The organism is Leifsonia sp. (assembly GCF_051955155.1).
GTDB lineage: Bacteria > Actinomycetota > Actinomycetes > Actinomycetales > Microbacteriaceae > Leifsonia.
The window spans coordinates 1-26,280 of the sequence record NZ_JBQCGZ010000124.1 but is presented as its reverse complement, the minus strand read 5'-3'; the positions used below and the strand labels follow the sequence as shown (position 1 = coordinate 26,280).

General features: G+C 72.3%; 24 protein-coding genes. 15 read left to right on the top strand and 9 right to left on the bottom strand.

All coding sequences use genetic code 11. The features are described 5' to 3' along the window. Positions 1 to 74 precede the first annotated feature (74 nt). Positions 75 to 869: a FadR/GntR family transcriptional regulator gene (locus ACTHMF_RS13430; protein WP_440318253.1), complete on the top strand. Its 795-nt coding sequence runs from the start codon at positions 75 to 77 to the stop codon at positions 867 to 869. Here the strand turns inward: ACTHMF_RS13430 and acs are convergent. Continuing rightward, positions 866 to 2,833 carry an acetate--CoA ligase gene (gene acs / locus ACTHMF_RS13425; protein WP_440318251.1) on the bottom strand — a complete coding sequence of 656 codons (1,968 nt, stop codon included), beginning with the start codon at positions 2,831 to 2,833 and terminating at the stop codon, positions 866 to 868. The genes ACTHMF_RS13430 and acs overlap by 4 nt on opposite strands. Before the next feature lie 87 nt (positions 2,834 to 2,920). Further along, positions 2,921 to 7,480 carry an FtsK/SpoIIIE domain-containing protein gene (locus ACTHMF_RS13420; protein ID WP_440318249.1) on the bottom strand — a complete coding sequence of 1,520 codons (4,560 nt, stop codon included), beginning with the start codon at positions 7,478 to 7,480 and terminating at the stop codon, positions 2,921 to 2,923. A 134-nt stretch (positions 7,481 to 7,614) separates the two neighbouring features. Between ACTHMF_RS13420 and ACTHMF_RS13415 the strand changes: the two genes are divergently transcribed. The 6 genes from ACTHMF_RS13415 (at position 7,615) to ACTHMF_RS13390 (ending at position 13,268) form a co-directional block, all read left to right on the top strand. Then, positions 7,615 to 7,908, top strand: coding sequence for a WXG100 family type VII secretion target (locus tag ACTHMF_RS13415; RefSeq protein ID WP_440318247.1), 294 nt, complete (start codon positions 7,615 to 7,617; stop codon positions 7,906 to 7,908). Between the two features lie 23 nt (positions 7,909 to 7,931). Then, positions 7,932 to 8,201: a hypothetical protein gene (locus ACTHMF_RS13410; RefSeq protein WP_440318245.1), complete on the top strand. Its 270-nt coding sequence runs from the start codon at positions 7,932 to 7,934 to the stop codon at positions 8,199 to 8,201. A gap of 15 nt (positions 8,202 to 8,216) precedes the next feature. Beyond that, positions 8,217 to 10,103 carry a hypothetical protein gene (locus tag ACTHMF_RS13405; RefSeq protein WP_440318243.1) on the top strand — a complete coding sequence of 629 codons (1,887 nt, stop codon included), beginning with the start codon at positions 8,217 to 8,219 and terminating at the stop codon, positions 10,101 to 10,103. 92 nt (positions 10,104 to 10,195) lie between these two features. Continuing rightward, positions 10,196 to 10,651, top strand: a complete 456-nt coding sequence (locus tag ACTHMF_RS13400) for a hypothetical protein (protein WP_440318241.1) — start codon at positions 10,196 to 10,198, stop codon at positions 10,649 to 10,651. Between the two features lie 53 nt (positions 10,652 to 10,704). Beyond that, a complete protein-coding gene (locus ACTHMF_RS13395; RefSeq protein WP_314147860.1) occupies positions 10,705 to 11,715 on the top strand; it encodes a PHP domain-containing protein in 1,011 nt (336 codons plus the stop codon). Between the two features lie 158 nt (positions 11,716 to 11,873). After that, on the top strand, positions 11,874 to 13,268 hold the full coding sequence (locus ACTHMF_RS13390; protein WP_440318238.1) for an APC family permease: 1,395 nt from the start codon (positions 11,874 to 11,876) through the stop codon (positions 13,266 to 13,268). Between the two features lie 28 nt (positions 13,269 to 13,296). Here ACTHMF_RS13390 and ACTHMF_RS13385 read toward each other — a convergent pair whose 3' ends face one another. Continuing rightward, on the bottom strand, positions 13,297 to 13,935 hold the full coding sequence (locus ACTHMF_RS13385) for a hypothetical protein (RefSeq protein ID WP_440318236.1): 639 nt from the start codon (positions 13,933 to 13,935) through the stop codon (positions 13,297 to 13,299). Between the two features lie 135 nt (positions 13,936 to 14,070). Between ACTHMF_RS13385 and ACTHMF_RS13380 the strand changes: the two genes are divergently transcribed. After that, positions 14,071 to 15,162 (top strand): ABC transporter permease, encoded by a 1,092-nt coding sequence (locus ACTHMF_RS13380; RefSeq protein ID WP_440318234.1) that lies wholly within the window; start codon positions 14,071 to 14,073, stop codon positions 15,160 to 15,162. On the opposite strand, the gene ACTHMF_RS13375 is transcribed toward ACTHMF_RS13380, so the two are convergent. Further along, a complete protein-coding gene (locus ACTHMF_RS13375) occupies positions 15,123 to 15,935 on the bottom strand; it encodes a COG4705 family protein (RefSeq protein WP_440318232.1) in 813 nt (270 codons plus the stop codon). The two genes, ACTHMF_RS13380 and ACTHMF_RS13375, sit on opposite strands and share 40 nt — an antisense overlap. 69 nt (positions 15,936 to 16,004) lie before the next feature. On the opposite strand from ACTHMF_RS13375, the gene ACTHMF_RS13370 reads away from it, so the two are divergent. Genes ACTHMF_RS13370 through ACTHMF_RS13360 form a run of 3 tightly spaced genes read left to right on the top strand, consistent with a single transcriptional unit; the run spans position 16,005 to position 18,336 of the window. Then, a complete protein-coding gene (locus ACTHMF_RS13370) occupies positions 16,005 to 16,685 on the top strand; it encodes a phosphatase PAP2 family protein (protein WP_440318230.1) in 681 nt (226 codons plus the stop codon). Positions 16,686 to 16,690: 5 nt separating this feature from the next. Beyond that, positions 16,691 to 17,356 (top strand): response regulator transcription factor, encoded by a 666-nt coding sequence (locus ACTHMF_RS13365; protein ID WP_440318228.1) that lies wholly within the window; start codon positions 16,691 to 16,693, stop codon positions 17,354 to 17,356. A 14-nt stretch (positions 17,357 to 17,370) separates the two neighbouring features. Next, the gene (locus ACTHMF_RS13360; protein WP_440318226.1) at positions 17,371 to 18,336 is read left to right on the top strand and encodes a sensor histidine kinase; all 966 of its coding nucleotides are present in this window, start codon (positions 17,371 to 17,373) and stop codon (positions 18,334 to 18,336) included. Positions 18,337 to 18,411: 75 nt separating this feature from the next. Here the strand turns inward: ACTHMF_RS13360 and ACTHMF_RS13355 are convergent, their stop codons facing one another. After that, complete coding sequence (locus ACTHMF_RS13355) at positions 18,412 to 18,897, bottom strand: MarR family winged helix-turn-helix transcriptional regulator (protein WP_314147868.1); 486 nt, start codon at positions 18,895 to 18,897, stop codon at positions 18,412 to 18,414. Positions 18,898 to 18,920: 23 nt separating this feature from the next. Continuing rightward, a complete protein-coding gene (locus tag ACTHMF_RS13350; RefSeq protein ID WP_314147869.1) occupies positions 18,921 to 20,642 on the bottom strand; it encodes an MDR family MFS transporter in 1,722 nt (573 codons plus the stop codon). Positions 20,643 to 20,739: 97 nt separating this feature from the next. On the opposite strand from ACTHMF_RS13350, the gene ACTHMF_RS13345 reads away from it, so the two are divergent. Together ACTHMF_RS13345 and ACTHMF_RS13340 are read left to right on the top strand one after the other, a co-directional pair. Continuing rightward, positions 20,740 to 21,423, top strand: coding sequence for a TetR/AcrR family transcriptional regulator (locus ACTHMF_RS13345; protein ID WP_440318223.1), 684 nt, complete (start codon positions 20,740 to 20,742; stop codon positions 21,421 to 21,423). 19 nt (positions 21,424 to 21,442) lie between these two features. Continuing rightward, positions 21,443 to 22,330: a LysM peptidoglycan-binding domain-containing protein gene (locus tag ACTHMF_RS13340; RefSeq protein ID WP_314147871.1), complete on the top strand. Its 888-nt coding sequence runs from the start codon at positions 21,443 to 21,445 to the stop codon at positions 22,328 to 22,330. A gap of 33 nt (positions 22,331 to 22,363) precedes the next feature. Here the strand turns inward: ACTHMF_RS13340 and ACTHMF_RS13335 are convergent, their stop codons facing one another. From ACTHMF_RS13335 to bla, 3 genes are all read right to left on the bottom strand, one after another. After that, the gene (locus ACTHMF_RS13335) at positions 22,364 to 22,984 is read right to left on the bottom strand and encodes a class I SAM-dependent methyltransferase (protein WP_440318221.1); all 621 of its coding nucleotides are present in this window, start codon (positions 22,982 to 22,984) and stop codon (positions 22,364 to 22,366) included. Positions 22,985 to 23,012: 28 nt separating this feature from the next. Further along, positions 23,013 to 23,258 carry a hypothetical protein gene (locus tag ACTHMF_RS13330; protein ID WP_440318219.1) on the bottom strand — a complete coding sequence of 82 codons (246 nt, stop codon included), beginning with the start codon at positions 23,256 to 23,258 and terminating at the stop codon, positions 23,013 to 23,015. Positions 23,259 to 23,372: 114 nt separating this feature from the next. Continuing rightward, the gene (bla, locus tag ACTHMF_RS13325; RefSeq protein WP_440318218.1) at positions 23,373 to 24,326 is read right to left on the bottom strand and encodes a class A beta-lactamase; all 954 of its coding nucleotides are present in this window, start codon (positions 24,324 to 24,326) and stop codon (positions 23,373 to 23,375) included. A gap of 88 nt (positions 24,327 to 24,414) precedes the next feature. Between bla and ACTHMF_RS13320 the strand changes: the two genes are divergently transcribed. Together ACTHMF_RS13320 and ACTHMF_RS13315 are read left to right on the top strand one after the other, a co-directional pair. Then, positions 24,415 to 25,308, top strand: coding sequence for a LysR family transcriptional regulator (locus ACTHMF_RS13320; protein ID WP_440318217.1), 894 nt, complete (start codon positions 24,415 to 24,417; stop codon positions 25,306 to 25,308). Continuing rightward, complete coding sequence (locus ACTHMF_RS13315) at positions 25,305 to 26,204, top strand: serine hydrolase (RefSeq protein ID WP_440318215.1); 900 nt, start codon at positions 25,305 to 25,307, stop codon at positions 26,202 to 26,204. Before ACTHMF_RS13320 ends, ACTHMF_RS13315 begins: the two co-directional genes overlap by 4 nt. Positions 26,205 to 26,280: the final 76 nt, after the last annotated feature.

Here is a 26,280-nt window from a genome sequence, read left to right as displayed (position 1 = left end):
TGAAGACTGGGAAACAAAATAGGTCATTTTGATCGGATTTGTCCAGCCCTGCGGGCATCCCTAAGCTGGTGGCCATGACCGGCGACACCCCGGAGCCTCGGACGCACGCCGCCGTGCCGGCCCTCACCGGTCCCGCCGTGGCCGGGATCACGCGGCTGTCCGCGGTGGACACGGTACGCGCGCGCATCGCGCTGGCCGTGGAGCTGGGCCTGCTCGCGCCCGGCGAGCAGCTGCCATCGGATGCGGACGTCGCCGCCGCCCTCGACGTGAGCGAGATCACCGCCCGCCGCGCCGTGAAGTCCCTGGCCGAGGAGGGGCTGCTGCGCCGCGTGCGCGGCCGCTCGGGCGGGACCTTCGTCGCGGACGATGCGCCCGCCGCAGCCGGACGGGCAGGCGGGGCCGTGCAGGCCTACCGAGCGGACGCGGAGGCCGTGCACCGGCTCATCGACCAGCGGCTGCTCGCCGAGACCAGCCTCACGCACTTCGCGGCCGTCGCCGCGGGCGCGGAGGCGCGTGCCGGCGCGGTCACCGCCGCCCTCGACGACATCGACGCGGCCGTGGCCGACGCGTCAGCGGCGCAGAACTGGACCGACTACCACGCGGCCGACGAGCGCTTCCACCTCGCGGTCGCGCGCGCCGCCGGCCGGCCGGGGCTGCTCGGCGTGTACGAGGAGACGCTGCGCCGGCTGTACCAGTACTTCATCCCGTATCCCATCGCCTACCTGCACGAGGTCAACGAGGAGCACGCGGCGCTCGCGGCGGCGATCCGCGCCGGCGACGCCCGGACCGCGGTCGCCATCGCCGAGAAGCACGTGGCGGTGCTGCACGAGACGATGTTCGTCGGCCTGCAGCAGGACGCTGGCTCCTAGCCGCGCAGCAGGGCGGCGATGCGCGCGGGCACCGTCTCGTCCTGCAGCGAGGTGGTGTCGCCGAGCGGCCGGCCGTCGAACAGGTCGACCAGCAGGCGGCGCATGATCTTGCCGGAGCGCGTCTTCGGCAGGTCGTCCACCACGACGATGTGGCGCGGCTTGGCGATCGCGCCGATCGCGCTCGTCACCTGGTCGCGCAGCGCCGTCTCCCCCGGTGCTGTCCCCGCCGGGATCACGAACGCGGCGACGGCCTGCCCGGTCGTCGCGTCCGCGACGCCGACGACGGCCGCCTCGGCCACGGCGGGATGCGCCACCAGCGCCGACTCGATCTCGATGGTGGACAGCCGGTGCCCGGAGACGTTGATCACGTCGTCCAGTCGCCCGAGCAGCCAGAGGTAGCCGTCCTCGTCCACGGCCGCGCCGTCCCCGGCCAGGAAGTAGCCGCGGTCGGCGTACGCGCGCCAGTACGAGTCGCGGTAGCGCTCTGGATCGCCCCAGACGGTGCGCGACATCGCGGGCCAGGTCCCGTCGATGACGATCGAGCCGCCGGAGCCGCGCGGGACGTCCTCTCCGCGCTCGTCGACGACGCGCACCGTCACGCCGGGCACCGCCAGGGTCGCCGAGCCCGGCTTCAGCGGCGTGACGCCCGGCAGCGGCGCGACGATGGCGGCCCCGGACTCGGACTGCCACCAGGTGTCGACGACGGGCGCCGTCCCCGCCCCGAGCTGCTCGCGGAACCACACCCAGACTTCCGGGTTGATCGCCTCGCCGACGGTGCCGAGCAGCCGGATGCTGGAGAGGTCCCAACCGGACACCCCGTCCGGGAACCAGGACATGAACGTGCGGATCAGCGTCGGCGCCGTGTAGTAGGTCGTGACGCCATAGCGCTCGATGATCTCGAAGTGCCGGCCGGGATGCGGGGTGTTCGGCGTCCCCTCGTAGATCACCGAGGTCGCGCCGTTCGACAGCGGCCCGTAGAGCACGTAGGTGTGGGCGGTCACCCAGGCGAGGTCGGCTGTGCACCAGTAGACGTCGTCGTCCTTGGCGTCGAAGAGCGCCCAGTGGCTCCACGACGCCTGCGTGAGGTAGCCGCCCGTGGTGTGCACGACGCCCTTCGGGCGACCCGTCGTGCCGGAGGTGTAGATGATGAACAGCGGGGTCTCGGCGTCGAACGCCTCGGCCGCGTGCTCCTCGGCCGCCGTCTCGACGGTCTCGTGCCACCACACGTCCCGGCCGGGCGTCCACGGGATGTCCGGCGTCAGCTCGCCGGTGCGGCGCACCACCAGCACGTGCTCGATGGCGTTGTCGCCGGCCACGGCCGCGTCGGCGTTCGCCTTCACCGGCACCGCGGCGCCGCGGCGGAACTGACCGTCGGAGGTCACCAGCAGCTTCGCGCCGGTGTCCTCCACGCGGAAGCGCAGCGCCTCGGCGGAGAAACCGCCGAAGACGAGCGAGTGGATGGCGCCGATCCGCGCGATCGCGAGCGTGATGACGACCGTCTCCGGGATGACCGGCAGGTAGACGACGACCCGGTCGCCCGCCCCGACGCCGAGCGCGGTGAGCGCGTTCGCGGCCTGAGCGACGCGGCGCTGCAGCTCGCGGTAGCTGATGGTCTGGGTGTCGCCGGGCTCGCCGACGAAGTGCAGCGCGACGCGGTCGCCGTTCCCGGCCTCCACGTGCCGGTCGACGCAGTTGACGGCGGCGTTGAGGCGGCCGCCGGCGAACCACTCGGCGCGCGGGACGCTCAGCTCGCCGTCCTCGCCACGCAGCGCAGGCTCCCAGGTGTGCGCCGTGTGCCAGCGCTCGTCCCAGTGCAGCCGTTCGGCCTGCCGCTCCCAGAACGCCACCGGGTCGTCCGCGGCCTCGGCGAACACGTCCGCGCGCACGTTCGCGCGCGCGGCGAACGCCTCCGGCGGCGGGAAGAGGCGGGACTCGCGGCCGAGGGTGTCGATCGGGGTGCTCACCTCTCGACGGTATCCGCGCCCGTCAGGAGGGGGCCGGTCCCGTCGAAACGAACCGTAACGCGGTGTCAGAACGAGGCCGGTTGGGCGTCACGGCGGGTCAGGGAGCGCGACGTGGATGCCGGTGAGACGTCCGTTCTCGATGAGGAAGCCGCGTCCGGGCGGGTAGTCGGCGCGAGCGGCGTGAGCGAACGAGGTGGTGAAGAGGCTCGGCGCGTCGTTCGCGTCGGGTTGCAGCGCCAGCGCCCAGCGGGCTCCGCGCAGCGGGCCGGCGAGCTCCCAGACCGCACCGAGTGTGGCGTTCTCGCCCTCGACGATGCTCGTGTGTTCGCTGCGACGGAGGAGTTTGAGGAGGGCGGCGAGGGCGCGCTCGTCGCCGGAGCCGTCGAACCCGCCGATGTCCTCGACGACGACGATCCCCCACCTTCCGGCGGCGGGGAAGCCGGCGGCTCCGGGAGAGACCGGCACCTCGTCGCCGGTGCCGGAGGCCCCGCCGATGGGTCCCAGAGCGGACGTCGGGAGAGCCGTCGTCGGCACCGAGGTCGTTCCGCCCAGGGCACGGACGAGCCGGCCGATGGTGGCATGACGGGCGTTTCCGGTGTCGGCGACCTCGCTCCAGATCCTCAGGTCGCGCAACGTCGAGCGGCGAGGTGCGATCAGGACGGCATCGATCGGCCGGCCTCCCGGACGCTCCTGGAGCGCTTCGAGGAGGGAACGGATGGCGGTGGTGCGCCCGGAACCCGCCGGGCCGGTCACGAGCAGGAAACCGTGCTCCGGGGCCGTGACCGGCGCGAGATCGATGGTGTCGACCGCGAACGGCGCAGGAGCGCGGTCGGTCGGTGCGAGTGCCGATCGGGGCAGGACCGCGGGGACCGCGGGGACGTCGGCGGGAGCGGCGGTCCCGCGTGCTCGCTGCGCCGCGGCGAGCGCGACGAGCGCCGCGTCGGTGTCGGCGGGATCGGCGCCGGCGCCGGGGACCGCGATCTGGATCTCCTCGTCGCTGCCGATGCGCACCGCTCTTCCCGGGCCGGCGTCTTTGAGCGCGTCGCCCGCGACGCCGAGGTACTGGTAGTCGCTCTCGGCGGTCTGGCGGAGGGCGAGGCGCTCGGGAACGCTGGCTCCGAGGGCGGCGGAGAGGGCGCTCGTGCGTTCGGCGCTGAGGAGCACGTGGACGCCTGCGTTGCGCCCGCCGCCGGCGATCTCGACGAGGTCGCCGAATGGGTCGGCCCCACCGCCACGGAGTTCGTACGCGTCGCGGAAGGCCGCGAGTCCGTCCACCAGGAGGAGCACGGGCGGCCCTGCGTCCCGCGCTGCCGACCGTTCGGCGATGAGGCTCTTGATCAGGCGGAGGAGCCGGACGACGCGGTCGCGGTCCTCGCCCGGGACGATGTCGCCGGTGTTCGGCAGAACGCCGAGGGTGCCCAGGTGCCCGCCTGCGCCGTCGATGCCGTAGACCCGGGTCTGCGCGTTCGTGGCCACCGTCGCCGCCGTCATGGTGAGGAGAGCGGTGGTCTTGCCTGTGCCCGGTGCGCCGAAGACGGCGACGTTCCCGGCCTCGGAGAGCCGGATGACGTGCGGCGATCGCCGCTGCCTGTCCGGCTCGTCCACCAGACCGACGACGATCCCGGAAGACGGCGCCGCCAAGGCGGCGAGCAGCGGCGACGCGAGCGGGAGCACCGCAGGAAGCTGGTCCACCCACGGCCTCCTGGGCGTCCTCGTTCCCGCTTCGGCGGCGGCCCGCCGGATGTTCGCGGCGACGGCCTCGATGTCTCGCGGACCCGTCAGACGCCCACGACCCCGGTCGGACTCCGGACGCACCGGCCAGGGAGGCTGCTCGCCGAACCCGAGGTCGCTGACGTCGACCGATTCCCGGTGCTCGGAATCGGCCCGCCCGCCGACATACCCTGCCTGCACCTGGGTCAGCCGCCCGGCACCGATCTTGATCGCGGCACGTCCAGGGGCCTCCGGAGGGAAGTGGGCGGCATCCGGCGCGCCGATCACATCGCTGCTGTCCGCTTCGTCGGCCATCCGCAACGCGACCCGCAGATTCGTGTTCGCCCGCAGATTGTCGGTGATCACACCGGCCGGGCGCTGCGTGGCCATGATGAGATGGAGCCCGAGCGACCGGCCGCGCTGGCCGACATCGATCACTCCGTCCACGAACTCCGGGATGTCACCGACCAGCGCAGCGAACTCGTCGATCACGATCACCAGCGACGGCGGAGCGTCCGGGTCGCCGCGTCGCTCCAGCGTGACGATGTCCTTGGCGCCCTTCTCCGCCAGCAGCTCTTCCCGATAGCGGAGCTCGGCGCGGAGGGAGGTCAGCGCGCGGCGCACCAGATGGGCGTTGAGATCCGTGACCAGACCCACGGTGTGCGGCAGGCCGACACAGTCCGCGAAGGCTGCGCCGCCCTTGTAGTCCACCAGCAGAAAGGTGAGCCGATCGGGCGAGATGCCCGCCGCAAGGGAGAGAATCCAGGTCTGCAGGAACTCCGACTTGCCGGATCCCGTCGTGCCACCCACGAGGGCATGCGGTCCGTGGCTGCCCAGATCGATCGACACCGGTCCGTCGCCGCCCTGACCGACGACGGCCGTCAGGCGCACCGGCTCGCGCTCGATTCCGGCCGCCCACTCGGAGACGAGACTGCCGCTGCGCCGCCACGCCGACACGATGGTCTCGCTGGAGCCCACGATGTCGTCGGGGACGAGGCGCGCGAGTGCGACGCTTCTCGGCAGATCGCTCTCGTCGAGGATGCGCGCCCCGGCATCGACGATGGCAGCGAGTCGGCGCGCGAACGTCATCGTCGCGGGCAGGCCGACGGTGTCCGCGGACGAGAGCGCGGTGAGCCGACCGTTCCGGACGAGGTGGACGCGCCCTCCGTCCGGGCGCGCCTCGATCACCGTCCGGCACGCGGCGGGAATCCCGCCGAGTTCCGGCGCGACCCAGATCACGTGCACTCCCGCATCGGCACCGTCCTCCGCCACGCCGACCAGCCGCGTGAGATCGGCGATGGTGTCGGTCAGAACGAGGACGACGACCACCGGGACGTGCGGGCGGGCCTCGGCCGGTGCGAGACGTTCCGCGGCCGCCGCGGCATCCCCTGCGATCCGCGACCGCACCCCGCTCGACCCGGACACGGTCGCGCGCTGCGCGATGAGACCTTCCAGAGCCGTCAACAGGATGCTCGCGCTGCGGTCGTCGGCGGCGAGGTGCGGAACGGCGATCGGGCTGTACGCCGAGTCGACATGCGGCAGCCACTTCACCCAGGACCACTCGTCGTCCGCCTGCTCGGGCAGCGCGAACGCGGTGAAGACGAGATCCGCGGGCGAGTGCAGCGCCAGCAGCTGAATCAGCACGGCGCGCGCGGCGGCGTCGGACCAGAATCGCTCGCCCGCGACTCCGAGGGAGCCGCAGCGCTCCAGCCGCTCCAGCAGGGGAACGCCAGGGACCACGCGGAACCGCTCGTGCAGGCGCGTGAGCTGGTGCCACTGATCGGCCGGGATGTTCCCGCGCGCCGGCAGCTGCACGACCTTCCGGCTCTCGAGCGTCGCGGCGCCGAGGCGCACCTCGAGGAACGCGCGGTGCTCGGGTCGGCGCGACCAGAGCCGCGGATCCCTCGAGGCCGGAAGGTCTGTCAGCGCGTCGGCCGACGGCGTCTCCGCGTCCCGCGCCGCCTGCTCCTCCGTGAGATTCGCCTTCAGCTCGTCCTCGGCGGCGGCGAGCCCGTCCTCGAACTCCTGCAGCCGTGCGCGCGTCGCCTTGCGCTTGGTCAGCCGGTTGTCGAGCCACGAGCCGACCATGATCAGCGGGGAGAGCCCGACGAAGAGCAGGCTCAGCAGCGACTTCGTCGTGACGTACAGGACCGCCCCCATCAGCAACGGCGCCGCCATCGCGATCAGCGGGAATCGCGCAGGCTCCTGCGCGTCGGGCGGCGCGGGCAGCTCCAACGGCTCGGGGACGAAGACGGGATCGACGCGAGGGGACTGCAGATACCGTGCGGCGCTCGGCGCCCGCGGTTCGCGCCCCGGCGGGGGGCCGACGTCGATGCGCACCCGGACCGGGCCGAACGCGACCACCGCTCCCCCGGTCACCCGGATCAGCTGCTGCTGATGCTCGCTCCCGTCCGCTCGGACGATCGCCGTCCCGTTCGCCGACCCCAGGTCCTCCACCAGCAGCGCGTCGCCGACGCGCCGCAGCACGGCGTGGCGGCGCGACACCTCCGGATCGAGCAGCTCGATCCGGTTCCCGCGATCGCGTCCCACCCCCGTCTCCGCACCCACGAGCAGGAATTGCACGCCCTCCTGCGCACCGGTGAGCACCGTGACCGTTCCGACTGCCCGCTTGACGCGCTCTCCCGGGCCGGGGGACGCCTCCGCCACCGGCTCGACCTCCACGCCGGCGATCAGTCCTGACTCTGCGGCCGCATCGCCGGCGTCGAGGATCAACGCCCTGCCGTCCGGGTAGCGCACCCGCAGCGTCAGCGGCGCGAACCGCTCGACGGCCAACGGCAGCAGCCGCGGGTCCCCGGCGCCGCCGCGGACGAGCACCCGCGCGACATCCCCGACCGTGGCGGTCGCATCGAAAGTGAGCGTCGCATCGCGCGCTCGGGCGGCGCCCGCGTACCCGATCACCGACACCCGCACCTTCATCCGGTCCTCCTCTCGGCGCGCTTCCGGACCACGGAAGCAGCAGAAGTATCCACAGTCGAACAATGCGAGTTGTCGATATGTGAGTTTCATATTATGTTCGTCGGACACGAAATCCGGAAGAAGGGTGTCAATCGATGTCGAACATCACAGTCAGCTACGCGGAGATCGAGACCGCCGCCTCCCAGCTCGGGGCGGGGCGGGAGGAGATCACGACCAGGCTGCAGAGCATGCAGACCCAGATCAGCAACCTCGTCACGTCGGGGTTCGTAACGGATCAGGCGTCCGGGAAGTTCAACGAGGCCTACACCACGTACACCTCCAGCGCGAACACCCTGATCACCCAGCTGAACGACATTCAGCAGTTCCTCACGGGCACAGCGAACGCGATGCGCGACCTCGACGCGCAGATCGCTGCGCGGATCAACTGACCTCGCGCACGGTACGGCCGGGCATGAAGGTCGACTATGCCGGTTTGCGGGGCGCCGGGTCCGGCCTGCTGTCAGCGGCGTCCGCCGTGAGCGGGGACCAGGGCGTTCCCTCGGTGCTGCTCTCGGGTGCATCGGCTCCGAACGAGGCGCACGCCGACGGCAGCGCGGACCGCGCGCAAGTGCTGACACGGCTGGTGACGGTGCTGCGCGCCGAGGGTCGTGCGTGCACAGAGGTGGTCGCGCTGTTCGAGGCGCTGGACGCGCAGGCGGCAGCGCGGATGCCGTTCGGGTGAGGGGTGGTGGGTGCGATGGCGGGTGAGCGGGCGTTGTCCGGGAGTGCGGACACGGTGCGTGATGTGGGCGTGGCGTTGTCTTCGCGGACGGTGGGCGCGGATGTGTACGTTCATCTGACTCGGGCGGTGGCGGGGTTGGAGTCCGGCTCGGGTGGTGCGGTGTGTGTTGATCGGTTGGTGACGAGGATTCAGGCGTCGGCGGCGCCGGTGAACGCGGTGCAGCAGGCGGATGCGGCGTGGGGGAAGGCGTTGTCGAAGTTCGGCGGTCAGATCGAGGATCTGAAGCGTCGTGCACGGCAGGCGGGCACGGAACTGGCCAGTGTGGAGGAGGATCTGGCGAAGGCGCAGTCGAAATTGGATGGTTTCGACGGGCTGGATGCGCCGGGTGAGCCGTACGCGCGGCGAGCGCTGGTTCAGGCTGTCGCGGGGGTTCAGGAGCGTCGGGCCGGTGTCCTGCGGCGGTTGAGGGCGCTGGATGAGGAGCGGGAGGGTGCGGATTCCGCGGCGGCGGCGGCCATCGCGTCCTCGCGGGACCGCTATCTGGCGGCTCGGTCGGCGCTGCCGGAGCCGCCGTCGGTGTCGACGGGCGTCACGGTCACGGTTCCGGGCGCGGGCGGGTCGGCGCTGGAGGTGTCGGCGCTGTCGTTGGCAGAGCTGAAGGATCCCGAGAAGATCCGGGCGGTGTGGGATCGGTTGACGGCGGCGCAGCGGCAGGCGCTGATAGCGGACTTCCCGCTGCTGATCGGGAACCTGGAGGGCATCCCGCTCCGGGATCGGAACACCGCCAACGTGATCACGGCCCGTCAGTACCGGGCGGAGGTGGAGAGCCAGATCCTCGCCTTCGGGCTCTATCGGGACACCCCGGGCGCGGGCGGGTTCTTCGACGAGAAGATCGCGGAGCTCCGGAAGGAGATCACGAGCATCGACGCCATCCTCGGCGACCGCAACGACAGGCACCCCGGCATCGCAGGCTTCGGCGAATACGTGGTCTACGACGAGAAGGGTGACCCGGTCACGCGGAAGGGGACGACGCTCGTGGCGTTCAACCCGCTGGGGGACAGCATGGTCACCTTCCAGGGCATGCTGGACGAGGAGACGGGCGATATCCCGGCCTGGATGACGAACGTGGCGATCTCGGTGCCGGGCACCGGCTCCAGACTCGCCACCCTCACCGACGACCTCGGCCGCACCAAGGACCTGTTCGCCGGGTCCGGGCAAACCTCGGGGTACTTCACCTGGCACGGTGCCCCACTGCCGGACACGGGTGGGGAGCACCTGCTGGAGGCGGCGACGCGGGGCTTCGCCGAGGTGGCGGCGCCGCGGCTGACCGTCTTCGCCAACAGTCTGCGCTTGCCGCAGGGCACCGATCTGGTGGTCATCGCCCACAGTTACGGCGCGGCGGTCCTCGGCGGCGCGGAGCGGCTCGGGCTGCGCGCCGACCGGGTGGTCTACGTCGCCCCCGCCGGGTTCGGGCACACCGCCACCGGGCTGGAGGACTTCCCGAACACGAAGGACAAACCGCACTTCGCCATCCAGGCCCGCAACGACTTCATCGGCGCCACCCAGGGCCTGTCCGGGTTCGGCCTCGGCCACGGGACCACCGACGTACTGACCGCACCCGGCGTGGTGCGGCTGGAGACCGGCTACCTGCGCGACGGCGACCCCGGATCGGGCACGATCGAGAGCACCGGCTGGATCGAAGCCCACAGCGCCGTCTTCACCCGCAACAGCACCGCCTTCCTGAACATCGTCGGGGTGGTCACCGGGGCGCCGGTGTCCCTCTACCATCCGGACAGCACGTGGGTCGACAGCTACGGCAATTACATCGACGATCCCGGCACGGGCGTGAAGAAGCCCGTCGAGCGGATCTCCCCGCTCGATCTCTCGGAAGTGCCCGAATGATCCGGCGGCGACTGGTCGTCGGCCTGGCCCTAACGGGCGCGGTCTGCGCGCTCACCGGGTGCGGGCTCATCGCGGAACAGGAGGCAAGACAGGTGGCCACCCAGCAAGCCCAACTCACGACTCTCATCAGCCGCGCCGACGGGTGGGGTGCCGAGATCATCGCCCAGATCCCCGAGCCAGAGATCAAGACACTCACGGACAACATCGGCGGGATGCGAGCGGCCAGCGACTACTACAAGGAATGGCCCAAGTACTACTACTGGGAGCAGCTCGCCGTTCTCCACCCCGACGGCCCGCGCACCCCCACCCAACTCGCCGACGACCTGGAACCCTGGCTGCAGGACCACGGCTGGAAACGGTACAAGGCCCACGAACGCCCGCCCGCCGACGACCGCTTCACGCGCTACTACGTACAAGACGGCTACCTCCTCGGAGTCGAGGCCTACACCGTAGCGCCGCCCCGCGCCCAAACCGTCGGCTTCACGATCCTCACCCCCGAAACCGACCCCCACGAACCGGCACCGCCCACCCCCACCCCCGACCTCTGAGCGGCGGTCTATGCGTGCTGTCGGCGTCGGCGGTGCGGTGGGAGCATGAACGCATGGACCCCGTCGCCGCCCTGACCGAGATCGCCTTCTGGCTGGAGCGCGAGCTCGCCCCCTCCTTCAAGGTGCAGGCCTTCCGCAAGGCCGCAGCCATCATCGCCCCGCTCGGCGCGGACGAGGTCGCCGCCCGCGCCGCGGACGGCCGGCTGAAGCGCACCAAGGGGATCGGCGACCGCACGTTCCAGGTCATCTCGCAGGCGGTCGACGGCCGCGTCCCCGACTACCTCGCCGACCTGCGCCAACGCAACGCCGAGCCGCTGGACGCGGGAGGCGCCGAGCTGCGCGCACAGTTGCGCGGCGACCTGCACAGCCACACCGAGTGGTCGGACGGCACCACGCCGATCGAGGCGATGGCCGCGGCGGCGGCGACGCTGGGTCGGGAGTACCAGGCGATCACCGACCACTCCCCCAACCTGACCGTCGCGAGCGGCCTCTCCGCCGACCGGCTCGCGGAGCAGCTGGACGTGATCGCCGGGCTCGACACCGGGCCGGTGACCCTGCTCACCGGCATCGAGGTCGACATCCTCGAGGACGGAACGCTCGACCAGACGCCCGAGCTGCTCGACCGGCTGGACGTTGTGGTCGCGAGCATCCACTCCAAGCTGCGCTCGGACAGCCGCACGATGACGGCGCGGATGCTCGGCGGCATCCGCGACCCGCACACGAACGTGCTCGGGCACTGCACGGGCCGCCTGGTCACCGGCTCGCGCGGCACCCGGCCGCCGAGCGAATTCGACGCGCGGGCGGTGTTCGCGGCGTGCGCTGAGAACGACGTCGCGGTCGAGATCAACTCGCGGCCGGAGCGCCAGGATCCGCCGGACGACCTCATCCGGGTGGCGCTCGACGCCGGCTGCCTGTTCTCGATCGACACGGACGCGCACGCCCCCGGCCAGCTGGACTTCCTCGCCTACGGCGCCGCGCGGGCCGCCGCGAACGGGGTGCCGGCCGAGCGGATCGTGACCACCTGGCCGCTGCCGCGGCTGCGGGAGTGGCTCGCGAGAAGCTGACATCCGTCGACTGCCGGAAACGGAGGTCGAAACGCCGATTCGGCACTCATTCCGGCGTCAAATGTTCGAATCTGCTATGTAATCCGTTGCGATCGATTCGGATTTCGCACTTCGAGGGGCTTAGTATGACTCGTCCCGACTAGAGCGAAGGAGCTCGCGTGTCCTCCACCCCCGCACCAACGTCACTGCGACGGTCCCTCGGCCTGTGGGCGATCGTGGGCCTCGGCCTCGGCTACATGACGCCGATGACCGTGTTCGACACGTTCGGCATCGTCACGGGCGAGACGAACGGCGTCGTCCCCTCCGCCTACCTGGTCGCCCTGGTCGCGATGGTGTTCACCGCGGTGAGCTACGGCCGGATGACCAGGGTGTTCCCGTCCGCCGGCTCGGCGTACACGTACGCGTCGGAGACCATCCACCCGAACGTCGGCTTCCTCGTCGGCTGGTCGTCGCTGCTCGACTACCTGCTGCTGCCGCTCGTGAACGCGCTGATCGTCCGGCTCTACCTGGAGTCGTTCTTCCCGCAGGTGCCCGGCTGGATCTGGGTGGTGGGCTACGTGGTCGTGATCACGGCGATGAACCTGTTCAGCATGTCGTCGACCTCGCGCGTGAACGGCATCCTGGTCGCGTTCCAGATCGTGCTGATCGCCGTGTTCGTCGTGCTCACCTGGACGGCGCTGAACGCCGGGGCGGGCAACGGGACGGCGTTCAGTCTGGAGCCGCTCTACCACTCCGGCGTGCACCTCGGCGCGGTGATCGGCGGGGCGACCGTGGTCTGCTTCTCGTTCATCGGCTTCGACGCGATCACGATGTACACGGAGGAGGCGAAGGATGCCCGCACGGTCCCCCGCGCCATCGTGCTCGCGCTGATGATCGGCGGGGCGATCTTCTTCGTCGCCGCGTGGTTCGCGCAGTCGCGGTTCCCGACGATGGCGGGCTTCAGCTTCACCGACGACACGCTGCCCGAGATCGCGCTGAAGACGGGCGGGCTGCTGTTCCAGATCCTCTTCATCTCCGCCGCCGTCGCCGCGGCCGTCGCGTCCAGCCTCGCCTCGCACGCGAGCGTCTCGCGCATGATCTACGTGATGGCGCGCAACGGCAACGGCCGCGTCTCGCGGTTCCTCTCGTTCGTGCACCCGCGGTTCCGCACGCCGGCGACCGCCGTCCTGCTGGTCGGAGCGGTCTCGCTGCTCGCGGCCGCGTTCACACTGGAGTTCGTGTCGTCGATGATCAACTTCGGCGCGCTGATCGCGTTCACGGTGGTCAACGCGACGGTCATCATCCACTTCGCGCTGCGCCGTCGCGAGGTCCGCGGCGGGAAGCAGATCCTCCGGAACATCGTGCTCCCGGCGATCGGGATGCTGCTGACCGGCGTGCTTTGGGCGAACCTGCACCTGGACGCGCTCACCTACGGTCTGGTCTGGCTGACCATCGGCATCATCACGCTGCTGGTGCTGACCCGCGCCTTCCGCCGCCCGCTGCGCGCCCGCCTCGACGAGGACGGCGACGCCGCGATCATCACGCGCGAGGGCGCTCCCTCCGAGGCGCGCTAGCCCGCGCGATCCTTCCCGAGGGGTGCGGTCAGTTGCCCCAGGCGGAGGCGGGGGCCTGGACGACCTCGACGGGGCGGGTGCTCCAGTGGGCACCGTTCGCGTAGTGGCTGGATGCCCACGGCGAGGCCCAGATCGCGGCGGCGGTCGCGTTCGCATCGGTGCCGGCCTGCAGGCCCGCCACGATGCCCGGGTAGCCGCGCTGCAGGTTCTCGGCGCAGTACTTGGCGGCGGTCACCAGGTCCGGGTAGCTGCCGAGCCCGGCGCCGCCTCCGGAGCCGTAGCCGTTGTTGAGAGGATTGTTACGGTTCCACCAGTCCGGAGGGCCGTTCTCCTGGCGCATCCAGCGCATCATCACGGCGATGTTCTCCTCGGTCTGCGGCCAGCCGCCGAAGATCAGGACGAGCTTCGCCCAGGACTCGTTCGTGCCCACCCTGGCCAGGCTCGTGATGCTGTCGGTCGCGCCAAGCGTCTCCCGGTTCACGACCGGAGCGGCCAGCGTCGCGTCCGTGAACAGGTGCTGGTCGGCGGGCGCCTCCCCCGGCGCGAGCGTGGTGTCCGGCGCGGTCACCAGGGTCGCGGCGAGCGCCGAGTCGGTCGGCACGATCGAGAAGCCGCAGACCAGCCCGATCACGGCGAGCGCGACGCCCATCCGCTGGTGGAGCGGCATCCTCAGCACCGGGGCGGGTGCGCTCGCGCGACGGCCCGCCGAGCGGCGGCCGTGGACGCGGGGGGTAGGGGATGCCGACTGCATACCCGACAGAGGGTACCAAAGCCGTGCTCAAATGGAACCGGGAGGGACGCCATGACCGAAGCCACGCCCGCAGCGAGCCGACCCCGCCGCTTCCGCGACGGCCCGCACCTGCCGGCCCTCGTCGTCACCCTGATCGTATCGGTGATCGCGGCCCTGTTCGCCGGGGCGTACGCCTGGGCGATGGGCGACCCGCAGCCGCACGACGTGCCGATCGGCCTCGTCTCCGACTCCCGGCCGGCGGCGGGGTTCGCGGCCGACCTGGAGTCCAGGACGGGGACGACGTTCGTCGTGCACCGGTACCAGACGGAGTCGGACGCGGAGGCGGCCATCCGGGACCAGGAGGTCTACGGCGCTCTGGTGGAGCAGCCGGACGGCACCGCGCGGCTCTACGTCTCGAGCGCATCCGGTGCGTCGGTGGCGCGCCTGCTGGAGTCCGACGCCCCGCGGCTCGCGGAGTCGATCGGGCGGCCGGTGACCGTGATCGACGCGCACCCGCTCGCGCCCAAGGACCCGAACGGGCTGGTGCTGTTCTACATGTCGCTCGCCGCGGTGATCATCGGGTTCGTCGGCGCCATCCAGACCCGGGTGAACGCGGCCAAGCTGACGCTCGCCGGCGAGCTGTTCTGGGATGTCGCGCGCTCGGTCCTCGGCGGCTTCGTCATCGCGTTCACCGTCGGGCCGCTGCTGGACATCCTGCCGCTGCCGTTCCTGCCGGTGTGGGGCGTCCTGTCCCTGACGATGCTGATCGCCGGGGCCACCTACAGCTTCTGGCGGGTGCTGATCGGGGCGCGCTGGGCGATGCTGCCGACCTGGATCGTGTTCGTGCTGATCAGCAACCCGTCCTCCGGCGGCGCCGTCGCCCCCGAGCTGCTGCCGCCGTTCTACCAGTTCATGGGCCGCTGGCTGCCCACCGGGGCGACCGTGCGTGCGGTGCGCGACCTGACGTACTTCCCCGATGACCTGCACGCCGAGCCGTACATCGTGCTCGCGGTCTGGCTGGTCGCCTCTCTCGGGCTGTTCGTCGCGGTCCGGCTGTTCCGGTACGGGCCGGGCGCGCCGGGCGAGATCCTGCACACCTGGCGGAGCATCGCGCGCAAGGACGGTCAGGACGCCGCCGTCGCCTCCGGGGCCACCGCCTCCTGACCGCGGGAGCGCCGTGCGCTCATCAGCACGACGCACACCACGATCCCCGCGAACAGGACCAGGCTGACCGGGCCGGTGCCGAGGTCCAGGCCGCCGCGCGCGTGCGAGACCGCGAGCCAGTCCGAAATCGAGGCGCCGAACGGCCGGGTGAGGACGTACGAGGTCCAGAACGCCGCGGTGGCGCCGAGGCCCCACCACCGGTACGCGATGCCCGGCACCGCGAAGAGGATGCCGAACAGGATCCCGGAGGCCAGGTAGCCGAGGCCGAACGTCGTCGCGGTGAGGTCGCCGACCGCGGTGCCGAGCGCGAAAGTCGCGAGCACGGCGCACCAGTAGAAGAACTCGCGCGGACGCGTGTCGATGCGGTGCACGGACAGCGTGCGCTGCGTCGCGTACCAGAGCGAGAACACGGCGGCGAGGACGACCGCGAACGCGACGGTCGACACCAGGTAGGGGACACCGAGCTCGACGTGCAGCACGTCGGCGACCATCGTGCCGAACACGGCGACCATCAGCACGGCCAGCCAGTAGACCCACGGGATGTACCTGCGCACCGCGAACTGCAGGATGAGCGCCGCCGCGAACACCACGAACGCGCCGATCACGGCGAGCACCGGGTCGACGTTCCGCACCAGCCAGTCGGAGGTGGTCTCCCCCATCGCGGTGGTGAGCAGCTTGGCGACCCAGAACAGCGCCGTGACGGCGGGGACCTTGTTGCGCAGCATCCGCCCAGGATGCTCCGCCCGCTCCCAGAAACCTCTGAGACGCCGCACGCCGCGGGATCCTTAGCGGCGTCTTGGAGCGGCCGGTTCAGAGTGGACGGTCGAGGGAAGGAGACCCGCGTGACCACCGCCATCGCCACCGGCAGACGCGCCGCCGTGCCCGCACGCGCCGTCGTCGTGCCGCTCTGCGTCATCCTGGCCGTCGTGCTCGCCGGGCTGATGATCCGTGCGACGCCCGCCGTCACCGCGGGCGACATCGCCCTGATCCGGGCCATCGAGGGCGCCCGCGCCCCGTTCCTCGACGCCGTCGCCCTGACCGACGGCGTGCTGTTCTCCCCGGTCGCCGCCCTGACGATCGTGGGCGCGATCGGCGCCGGGCTGTGGCTGCGCCGCGGCATCGGCGCCGCCGTCTCCTTCGCGGCGCTCGCGCTCCTCCCCTGGCTCGGCTCGAGCGTCGTGAAGGACATCGTTCGGCGGCCGCGGCCGCTCCCGGCCGAGCTGCCCCACCACGTTCTCACCGACACCGGGTACAGCTTCCCGAGCGGGCACACCAGCCTCGCGGTCGCGCTCGGGCTCGCGCTGCTGCTCACCTTCGGCGCCGGCCGGCTGCGCACGCCGCTGCTCGTCCTCGCCGTCGCCGCCCCGCTCGTCACCGCGTTCTCGCGCGTGTACCTCGGCGTCCACCATCCCACCGACGTGCTGGCGAGCCTCGTCTACGCGACCGCCGCCGTGCTGCTGGTGGACGCGCTGCTCCGGCTGGTGCGGAACTGGTGGTCGGCGCGGGCGGTCGCGGTAGGTTGAGCAGCATGGCGGCGGATCGACTGCGGGTGCTCCTGGTCGAGGACGACCCGCGCCTCGGTCCGCTGATCGAGCAGGTGCTCGCCGAGGTCTACGAGGTCACCCGCGTCGCCGACGGCGACAGCGGCCTCGCCGCCGGCCTGGACGGCGGCTTCGACGCGCTGGTCGTCGACCGGCGGCTGCCCGGGATGGACGGCGCGACCCTGGTGTCGACGCTGCGCGAGAAGCGGGTGGTCACGCCCATCCTGATGCTCACCGCCCTCGGCTCGCTGCGCGACCGGGTGGAGGGCCTGGACGCCGGGGCGGACGACTACCTGGTCAAGCCGTTCGAGTTCGACGAGCTGCTCGCCCGGCTGCGCGCGATGACCCGCACGTTCACCGGGGAGGGCAAGGAGCTGCCGGTCGGCGAGTGGCGCTTCTACCCGGAGAGCCGGTGCATCTACTCGCCGTACGAGGGACGCATCCAGCTGACCGTCCGCGAGGCCGCGCTGCTGCGGCTGCTGGCGGAGAGCCCGCTGCGCACGTTCTCGCGCCGGCAGATCCTGGACGCGGTGTTCGAGGCCGACGAGCAGCCGGGCACCGTCGACACCTACGTGCACTACCTGCGCCGCAAGACCGACCCGGACCTGGTGACCACGGTCCGCGGCGAGGGCTACCGGCTGGGGCAGCCGTGACCAGGCGGCCGCGCGTGGACGACGCCGACTCGCGGGAGGTGCGGCGCGCGTCCCGGACCGTCGGAATGCAGGTGACCATCGCGTCCGGCGCGCTGGTGGTGGTCGCGCTGGCCGTCGCCGTGCTCTACGTGCTCGATCAGCTGCGGCCCGCCGAGCTCAGCGAGCCGCCGAAGCCGGGCGAGCACAAGATCTACGTGGACGTCACCGCCGCGCTGATCGCGCTGGCGGTGGTCGGGGTGCTCGCCGTCGCAGTGGCCGGGGTGCTCAGCGTCGTGATCACGCGCAGGGCGGTGCGGCCGCTCGGGCGGGCGCTGCGCCTCCAGCGCGACTTCGTCGCCGACGCCGGGCACGAGCTGAGGACGCCGCTCGCGGTGCTGGACGCGCGCCTGCAGGTGCTGCAGCGCGGGCTGCCGCCGGACGACCCGTCCGCGCCGACCGTCGCCGAACTGCGCGCCGACACCCGCACGCTGATCGAGGTGGTCGACGACCTGCTGCTCGCGGCGGACCCGGAGCGCGAGCCGGACCCGGGGCCGACGCCGCTCGCCGCGCCGGTCGCCCGTGCGGTCGAGGCGATGCGGCTGCTGGCCGGGGACGCCGGGGTCACCGTCTCGCTCGACGCGGACGACGTGACGGCCACGGTCCCGGCCGCCGGCATCCAGCGCTGCGCGACGGCGCTGCTCGACAACGCGATCGCGCACGCGCCGGACGGGTCGACCGTCGCGGTCACGGTGCGGCGAGAAGGCAGGGACGCCGTGCTGCGGGTGGCCGATCGGGGCGCCGGCATCCAGGGCATCGACCCGGCGCGCATCTTCGACCGGTTCGCGCGGGCGTCCGAGCCGCCGGGCGCCCGCACCAGGGCGAGCTTCGGGATCGGCCTCTCGCTCGTCCGCGAGGTCGCCGTGCGGCACGGCGGGGACGTCCGGGTCGCCGCCACCGGCCCCACCGGCACCGTCCTGGAGATGCGCCTCCCCGCCGCTTGATGACGACTGTCCCCGTCCGGTACGTTCCCGGCCCGCTCGAGCAGGGCCGGTCGTACCGGACGGGGACAGGTGCGTTCAGACGAGGTCGTTGAGGCGGGCGAGGAGCTCGCCGAGGCGCTCGACGTCGGGGGCGCCCCACTGGCGCAGGTTGCGGTAGAGCTGGGCCTGGTCGGCGGCCCTCGCCTCGTTGACCTTCTCGATGGCCGCGGGCGTCGCGACCAGGAAGCTGGCGCGGCGGTCTGAGGGATCGGTCTGCCGCTCGACGAAGCCGAGCTCCTCCAGGATGCGCACCTGGCGGCTGACGACGCTCTTGTCCGTCGAGAGCATCCCGGCCAGCGCGCCGGCATGGACCGGCCCGGTGCGCACCAGCGTGCTGAGCAGCTTGAAGCCGACCGGCTGCAGGTCGGGATGCACGCGCGCGGCGCGGTCGCGCATCCCGGCGCTCACCCGGTTGAAGAGGATCGTGAACTGCTCCTCGACGCCGGCGATCGCCTCGTCGGTCCTCGGGTCGACGGGACGGGTGGCGAGGTCGCCCTGCACCGCCCGTCCCGTCTCACTCATGGGCGCGATCATAGCCGGTCCGCTCAGCGGCCTTCCTGGGAGCGCCGGCGCTCTGCGCCGTCCTCCGGCCGGACCGCGGGAAGGGAGCCGGTGGAGGCGCCGATCAGAGCCTCCGCGACCTCCACCACGGTCTCCTCCGCCTGCTCGGCCTGCACCGCGGGGGTCTCGTCCCGCATCCGCTCGATGGCCGTCTTGTTGCCGAGCGTGATGTTCGGCAGGAACAGGATCGCGATGATCGTGATGATCGCCAGCGGAACCGCCACCAGGAAGATGTCGGCGACCGCCTGCCCGTACACGGACTCGATGATCACGCGAACGCCCTCGGGCAGCTTGCTCGGCTGCGGGATGGAACCGCTCTGCAGCGACTTCGCGACCTCCGCGCCCTGGGCGCCGAGCTTCACGATGGCCGCCTGCAGGTCCGCCTGCTTGTCGGCGAGCATGTCGGCCACCTTGGTGCCGAGGAGACTGCCCATCACCGAGACGCCCACCGTGCCGCCGAGGCTGCGGAAGAAGGCGACGTTCGAGCTGGCTGCTCCGAGCTGCTCGGGGCGCACCGTGTTCTGCACGATGAGCACGAGGTTCTGCATGACCATGCCGACGCCGGCGCCGAGCACGAACATGTAGACGGAGACCACGACGTAGTTGGTGTCGTACTCGATGGTGCTCATCAGGTAGAGGCCGACCGTCAGCAGGATCGACCCGACGACCATGTAGGCCTTCCACTTGCCGAACCGGCTGATCAGGTTACCGACGATCATGGACGACAGCAGCAGGCCGAAGATCATCGGGAGCGTCAGCAGACCGGACTCGGTCGGCGTCGCGCCGCGGGCGAGCTGCATGTACTGGCCGAGGAACACCGAGGTGCCGAACATCGCGACACCGACGGAGATCGACGCGATCACCGCGAGGGTGAAGGTGCGGTTCTTGAACAGGCCGAGCGGGATGATCGGCTCCTTCACGACCAGCTCGGTGATGACACCGGCCACGAGCAGGGCGACCGAGCCGCCGACCATCCAGATGGTCTGCGCGCTCCACCAGTCGAAGTCCTTGCCGGCGAGCGAGACCCAGATGAGCAGCAGCGAGACGCCGGCGGCGATGAAGATCGCGCCGAGGTAGTCGATGCGCACCTTCTTCCTGCGCTTCGGCAGCTTCAGGGTGATCTGGAGCAGGATGATCGCCAGGATGGCGATCGGGACGCCGACGTAGAAGTTCCAGCGCCAGCCGACGGAGTCGGTGAGCAGACCGCCGATCAGGGGGCCGCCGACGGTGCCGACGGCCATGACGCCGCCGAAGAGACCCATGTAGCGGCCGCGCTCACGCGGACTGATGATGTCGGCCATGATGATCTGGCTGAGCGCGGTCAGACCGCCGGCGCCGAGGCCCTGGACGACGCGGAAGCCGATGAGCATGTTGGTGTCCTGCGAGAAGCCCGCGAGTGCGGAGCCGAGCACGAACAGCACGAGCGCCAGCTGGATGAGCAGCTTGCGGTTGAGCAGGTCGGCGAGCTTGCCCCAGATGGGCGTGGACACGGTGGTGGCGAGCAGCGTGCTCGTGACGATCCAGGTGTAGGCGGTCTGGTCGCCGCCGAGGTCGTGGACGATGACCGGCATCGAGGTCGCGACGACCGTGCCCGCGAGGATCGAGACGAACATCCCGAGCAGCAGGCCGGAGAGCGACTCGAGCACCTGGCGACGCGACATCGCGGGCGCTGCGTTCGCCTCCTCGGCCGCATGAGTTTCTGACATGTGTTTCCTTCGCACGTTTTGGTTGACGATGAGCAACCATATATAGTTAGGTGACCAAAATCAACTAACAATCTGCATTCACGCAAAATTTCCGACTATGCAAAATCTTCCGAACACCCCCGCAGCGCCGCTGGGGCTCCGCGAGCGCAAGAAGGCGCAGACCCGTTCCGACCTCGAGCACGCGGCCGTCGAGCTCGCCCTCGACAACGAGCTCGACGACGTGACCATCGACGACATCTGCGCGCGCGTCCCGGTGTCGCACCGCACCTTCTTCAACTACTTCGACAGCAAAGAGGACGCGCTGTTCGGCTTCCGGCGCGCGTGGGCCGACCGCGAACTGGTCGCCGCGCACCTCGCCGAGAAGCACCGCGGCGACATCGTCGCCACGCTCATCGACGCGCTGTTCCTCGGGCTGCCCGCCGACCAGGCGGACCCGGACCTGCACGAGGCGCGGATGCTGATCGCCTCCCGCAACCCCGGCCTGATCCGCCGGCGGATGCGGCGGCTCGACGACATGCGCACCGGGCTCGTCTCGGCGGTCGCGGAGCTGCTGGCCGCGGAGGCGGGCGCGGGAGCCGGGGCGTCCGACGCCGACGCCGACGCCGTCTCGTTCGAGGCGAAGGCCGAGCTGCTCGCGGTCACCTGCATCGGCGCCGTCCGCATCGCCGTGCGCGAGTGGGCGGAGTCGGGCGCCGTCGGCGGCACCGCCGATGTCGCCGCCCGCGCGGCGGTCGTCGCGCGCTCCCTGAGCGGCTACCTGGCGCCGGTGCCCGCCGTGTAGGGTTCCCCGAGGGGGAACGATGACTGTTCGATTGACCGCACGCGCTTCGGGCGCCGCGGCGCTGGTGCTTGCGCTGACGCTCGCGCTGACCGGGTGCGCACTGTTCGGCGGGGGCGACGCGCACGGCGCGAAGCCGACCCGCACCGCGACGCCGAAGCCGACCGCCACCACGGCGCCGGCGGCCGACGGGCGCAGCACCGGGACGGCGACACCGTCCGCGAGCCCGACCCCGCCGCCACCGCCGCCGACACTGACGCCGGTGCCGCAGGGGACGGTGGTTGCGGAGGGCGACGTCGCGTCGCCCAAGGGCAGCATCCACTACCACTACCGGGTAGTTGCGAACGGCGACAACACCTACACCGCGGAGTACACGCGGTTCACCTCGACGGTGCCGGTGCCCGTCTCGGCGACCTTCCTCCAGATCCCGCCGGAGGTCGGGGACGGCCTGACCTATCACGGCGTCGGCGACCACCGGCTCGGCGGCCCCACCACGAGCGCCGCGTCCTCGTCGGGGACGCTCGGCAGCGAGAGCCAGCCGTCGTACCTCGCGGCGCTGGTGACGTACTCCTCCGCGCCCTCGGCGACGGGCGTCCCGGTCGAGCTCGGTCCGGACAAGGTGCTTGCGGTGAACACCGTCCGCTGGTCGGTGCCGGTGCGGCAGTCCAACGTCCACCCGGTCGACCACGGCGCGATCGCGAACGCGGGCGGCACCGTCACGGCGACGACCGCCGCCGGCGCGCCGAAGCGCTACAAGGTCGCCGCGGGCGACACCACGGACGCCGTCGCGCAGCGGTTCGGCATCACGGTGCAGGACCTGGTCTGGCTGAACGCCGGGAACGGCACCCTCGGCAGCGGCCAGACCCTCTACGCCACGACCACCCTCAACCTGGACCCCGACGCCCTCTGAGGCCGCCCGCCGGGACGCGCGGGGGTCAGGGCGTCAGCGGGTGAGCTCGGCGAGGAGGATGCGGTCGGCGCCCGAGGTCCACCAGGCGTGCCGCGCGAGGAAGAGGCCGGCGGGCGCGACGGCGGCGGCGAGCAGTTCGGGCGTCTCGAAGAGCTCGTGATGCGTCGGGTACGACGGCGGCTGGGGCGCGCCGTGCCGGCCGCCGTGCTCGGCCGGGTCCATCCGGCCGAAGGTCGCGGTCACGGCCCTGCCCTCGGGGCGCAGCACGCGCGCCCACTCGGCGATCGCGGCGGCGGGGTCGGGGAACAGGTGCAGGCCCGTGACGCAGATCACCACGTCGACGCTCGCGTCCGGCAGCGGGAGCGACGTCGCGTCCGCCTCCACGAAGGTCGCCTCGGGGAGGCGCTCCCTGGCGACGGCGAGCATCCCCGGCGAGAGGTCGACGCCGGTCAGCCGCGCCCCGGCCCGAGCGTCGCGCAGCGAGCGCAGCACGAGCCCGGTCCCCGTCGCGACGTCGAGGACGTCGGAGCCCGGGCGGACCTCGGCGAACGCGGCGACCTCGGCCGCGAGCGCCCTGTGCATGCTGCTGTCGTCGTACTCGGCCGCCCGGTCGTCGAAACGCGCCCGGACGGCGCGCAGGTGCTCGTCGCTCATGCTGGCAGCGTAGTGCGGCGGCGCGGGATCAGCGGATGAACGAGGCGTCCGGGCCGGACTCCCCCGTGTTCTCGCGGGGCTGGTCCCGCAGCTCGCTGAGCTCGGCGACCGCGCTCTCGATGGCGTCCAGCGCGAGCCGCACCGGCTCCGCCCAGCCGCCGGGCGTCTGCGCGGCGGTCGTCAGCGCCGCCCGCGCCTGCCGGATCGCCGTCTCGGCCGTCTCCAGGTTGTCCATCTGCGCGCATCCCTCCCGGCGGCCCGCTGCGGCCGCCACCCCGCCATCGTCCCACCGCCGACCGCGGCGCGGGAGCACCCGCGACTGTCCCCGTTCGGTACGTTCCCGCCCTGCTCGCGCAGGGACGGGCATGCCGGGCGGGGACACTCGCGTTCAGCCGCGGAGGGCGGCCACCGCGGTTGTCGTCGCGGCGGCGAGCAGAGCGTTGTCGGGCGTCGCGTCGGGGCGGTCCTTCCTCGACATCGTGACGACGACGATCGGCGCGCGGCCGGACGGGTAGATCACCGCGATGTCGTCGCGCACGCCGTACTCGCCGGTCCCGGTCTTGTCGGCCACCGGCCAGGCCGGGTCCACCCCCGCACGGATCGTGGTGTCCCCCGTGGTGCAGTCCAGCATGGTGTTGCGCAGCAGCGTCCGGTCGCTCACGCCGAGGGCGGAGCCGAGCAGCACCCTGCGCAGATCGGCGGCGAACTGGGCGGGTGTCGTCGTGTCCCGCACGTCGCCCGGTGTCGCCTCGTTGAGCTCCGGCTCCACCCTGTCCACGCTGGTAGTGCGGTCGCCGATCCCGCGCAGCCAGCGCTCGACGGCATCCGGGCCACCCAGGCGGGCGACCAGGAGGTTCGCCGCGGTGTTGTCGCTGAAGCGGAGCATCGCGTCGATCAGCTCGCGCACCGTCATGCCGGTGTCGACGAAGCGGCTCGTGATCGGCGCGTACTCCAGCAGGTCGGCCGACGAGTAGTGGACGACGGTGTCGAGGTCGGCGTCGGTCGCCGCCTGGAGCGTGGCGGCGGCGATGAAGGTCTTGTTGGTGGAGGCGAACGGGAACCGCTCGCCCCCGCGATACGAGACGACGCGGCGGGTGCCGGTGTCGATGGCGGTGACGCCGAGTGTCGCCGCGTGGCTGCGCTCCAGTCCGGCGAAGGCGCGTTGCAGGGCGGCGCCCCCGCCGGCCGGGGACGGATCGGGCGCGGAGGCGGCGCGGGCGACGGCTGCGACGGCGGCCGGCTGCGCGGTCGCGGCCGGGGAGGCGGCGCAGCCGGCGATCGCGACGGTTGCGGCGACCGCCGCGCCGCCGATGAGGGAGAGGAGTCTCTTTCGCGTGTCCATGACGGCAGCCTCGCCCGGCCGGGCGATCCTGTCGAAGACCGGAATGCGCCGAATCATGCCGATCGAGCATCGTTCTAGAGTGAGGGATGTGGATCTGATCGCCGCCTGCCGTGTGCTCGTCGAGGTGGGCGAGCGCGGCAGCGTGACCGGCGCGGCCGCCGCTCTGCACGTGGCGCAATCGGTCGCGAGCCGCCGCATCCTGGCGCTGGAGCAGCATCTCGGCGGCCCGCTGCTGGAGCGCACCGCCCGCAGCGCGAGCCTCACGCCGTTCGCGCGCGACCTGCTGCCGTCCGCGCGGCGCCTGGTCCGGCTGGCCGACGAGCTGGAGCTGGATGCCGAGCGCGCGCGGCTCCGGCCGGTGACGATCGCGGTCCCATCCGGCTGCGCGACGCGCGAGCTCGCCGTGGTGGACGCGGCGGGTCGCGCGGCGGGACTCCGCATCGAGTTCGTGCCCGCCGCACCGGGCCGGCGTGCGGAACTGGCCGCGGCGAACGGGGTGCGGCTGGCCGTCGCGAGCGTCCCCGCCGCCGACGGGACCTGGGCGGCCGAGCTCGGCGCGGCCGGGCGTCGCGCGGCGGGCCCCGCCCTGCGCATCGAGGCGCTGCGCGCGAGCCGCACCGGCCGCGTCCGGGACGGCGACGCCGGTGCCCGGCTGCGCATCGGCCCGGAGGACGACGTCCCGCACGTGCGAGACGTGCTGCAGCGGGCGGGCTTCGCGTCCGGTCTGCTGCCCGGGCAGCTGCCGGTCGACGATGCGACGACCGCCGCCGTCGCGGCCGTGCTGAGCGACGGCGACCTGCTGCTCTGCACCGAGGCGGAGGCCGCGGAGCTCGGGCTGCACTGGCGACCCTTCGCCGGGCTGGCGCTCGCCCGCGGCTACGTGCTGACCGGCCAGAGCGACCACGACGTCGCGGCGGTGCGGTCCGCCGTCGGCGACGAGCTGGCCGCCGCACTCGGGGCCCCGCCCGGGGGCACGCGATGAGCGACGCGCGCTTCCTCGACGGCGTGCGCGCCGACCTGGCCGGCGCCGGCCTGCGGGCGTCGATCCTGGTGCGCGACCTGGACACCGGGCGCGAGCTGGGGCTGGACCCGGACACTCCGACGCCCGCCGCGTCGCTCGCCAAGATCCCGATCGCGCTGGCCGTGCTCACCCGGATCGCCGACGGCCGGCTGGACGGCGCGGAGCCGATCGCGGTGCCGGCGGGGGATCCGGCCGAGGCGCTGCCGGGAACGACGCGCTTCCGGCACCCGTCGACGATCGCGGTGGACGACCTGGTCTCGCTGGCCATCTCCATCAGCGACAACGGGGCCGCGGACGCGCTGCTGCGCATCGTGCCGCCCGCGGAGGTGATGGCCGACCTCGAGGCCATCGGGGTGCACGGCATCGCCGTGCGGCATCCCTTCGCCGACCTCTCCGACACCCCGTTGGAGCGGCTGGCGCCGGAGGACGCACACCTCGCGCACACGCTCGCGATCCGCGGCAGCACCCCGGCGAGCGGTCACCCGGTCCGGCAGCTGGACGTCGCGCGGACGAACGCCGGCACCGCCCGCGCCTTCGCCGACCTGCTGGCCGCCGTCTGGCACGACCGCGGCATCCCTCCGGTCGCCGCTGCCCGGCTGCGGGAGGACCTGCGCGCCAGCCTCATCCGGCACCGGCTGGCACCGGACCTGGGAGCGGACGACGCGGTGTGGGCGTCCAAGACCGGGACGCTGCTGAACCTGCGACACGAGGCGGGCGTGGTCGAGCACGCGGACGGCACCCGGCTCGCCGTGGTGGTGATGAGCACGTCGTCCGTGCCGGCGTCGACGCAGCCGGCGGCGGAGGCGGCCCTCGGCGCCGCCGCCCGCGCCCTCCCCCACCGCCTCCGCGCCGCCTGACCGCGCGGCCGCGACTGTCCCCGTCCGGTACGTTCGCCCCTGCTCGAGCACCCACAGAACGTACCGGACGGGGACG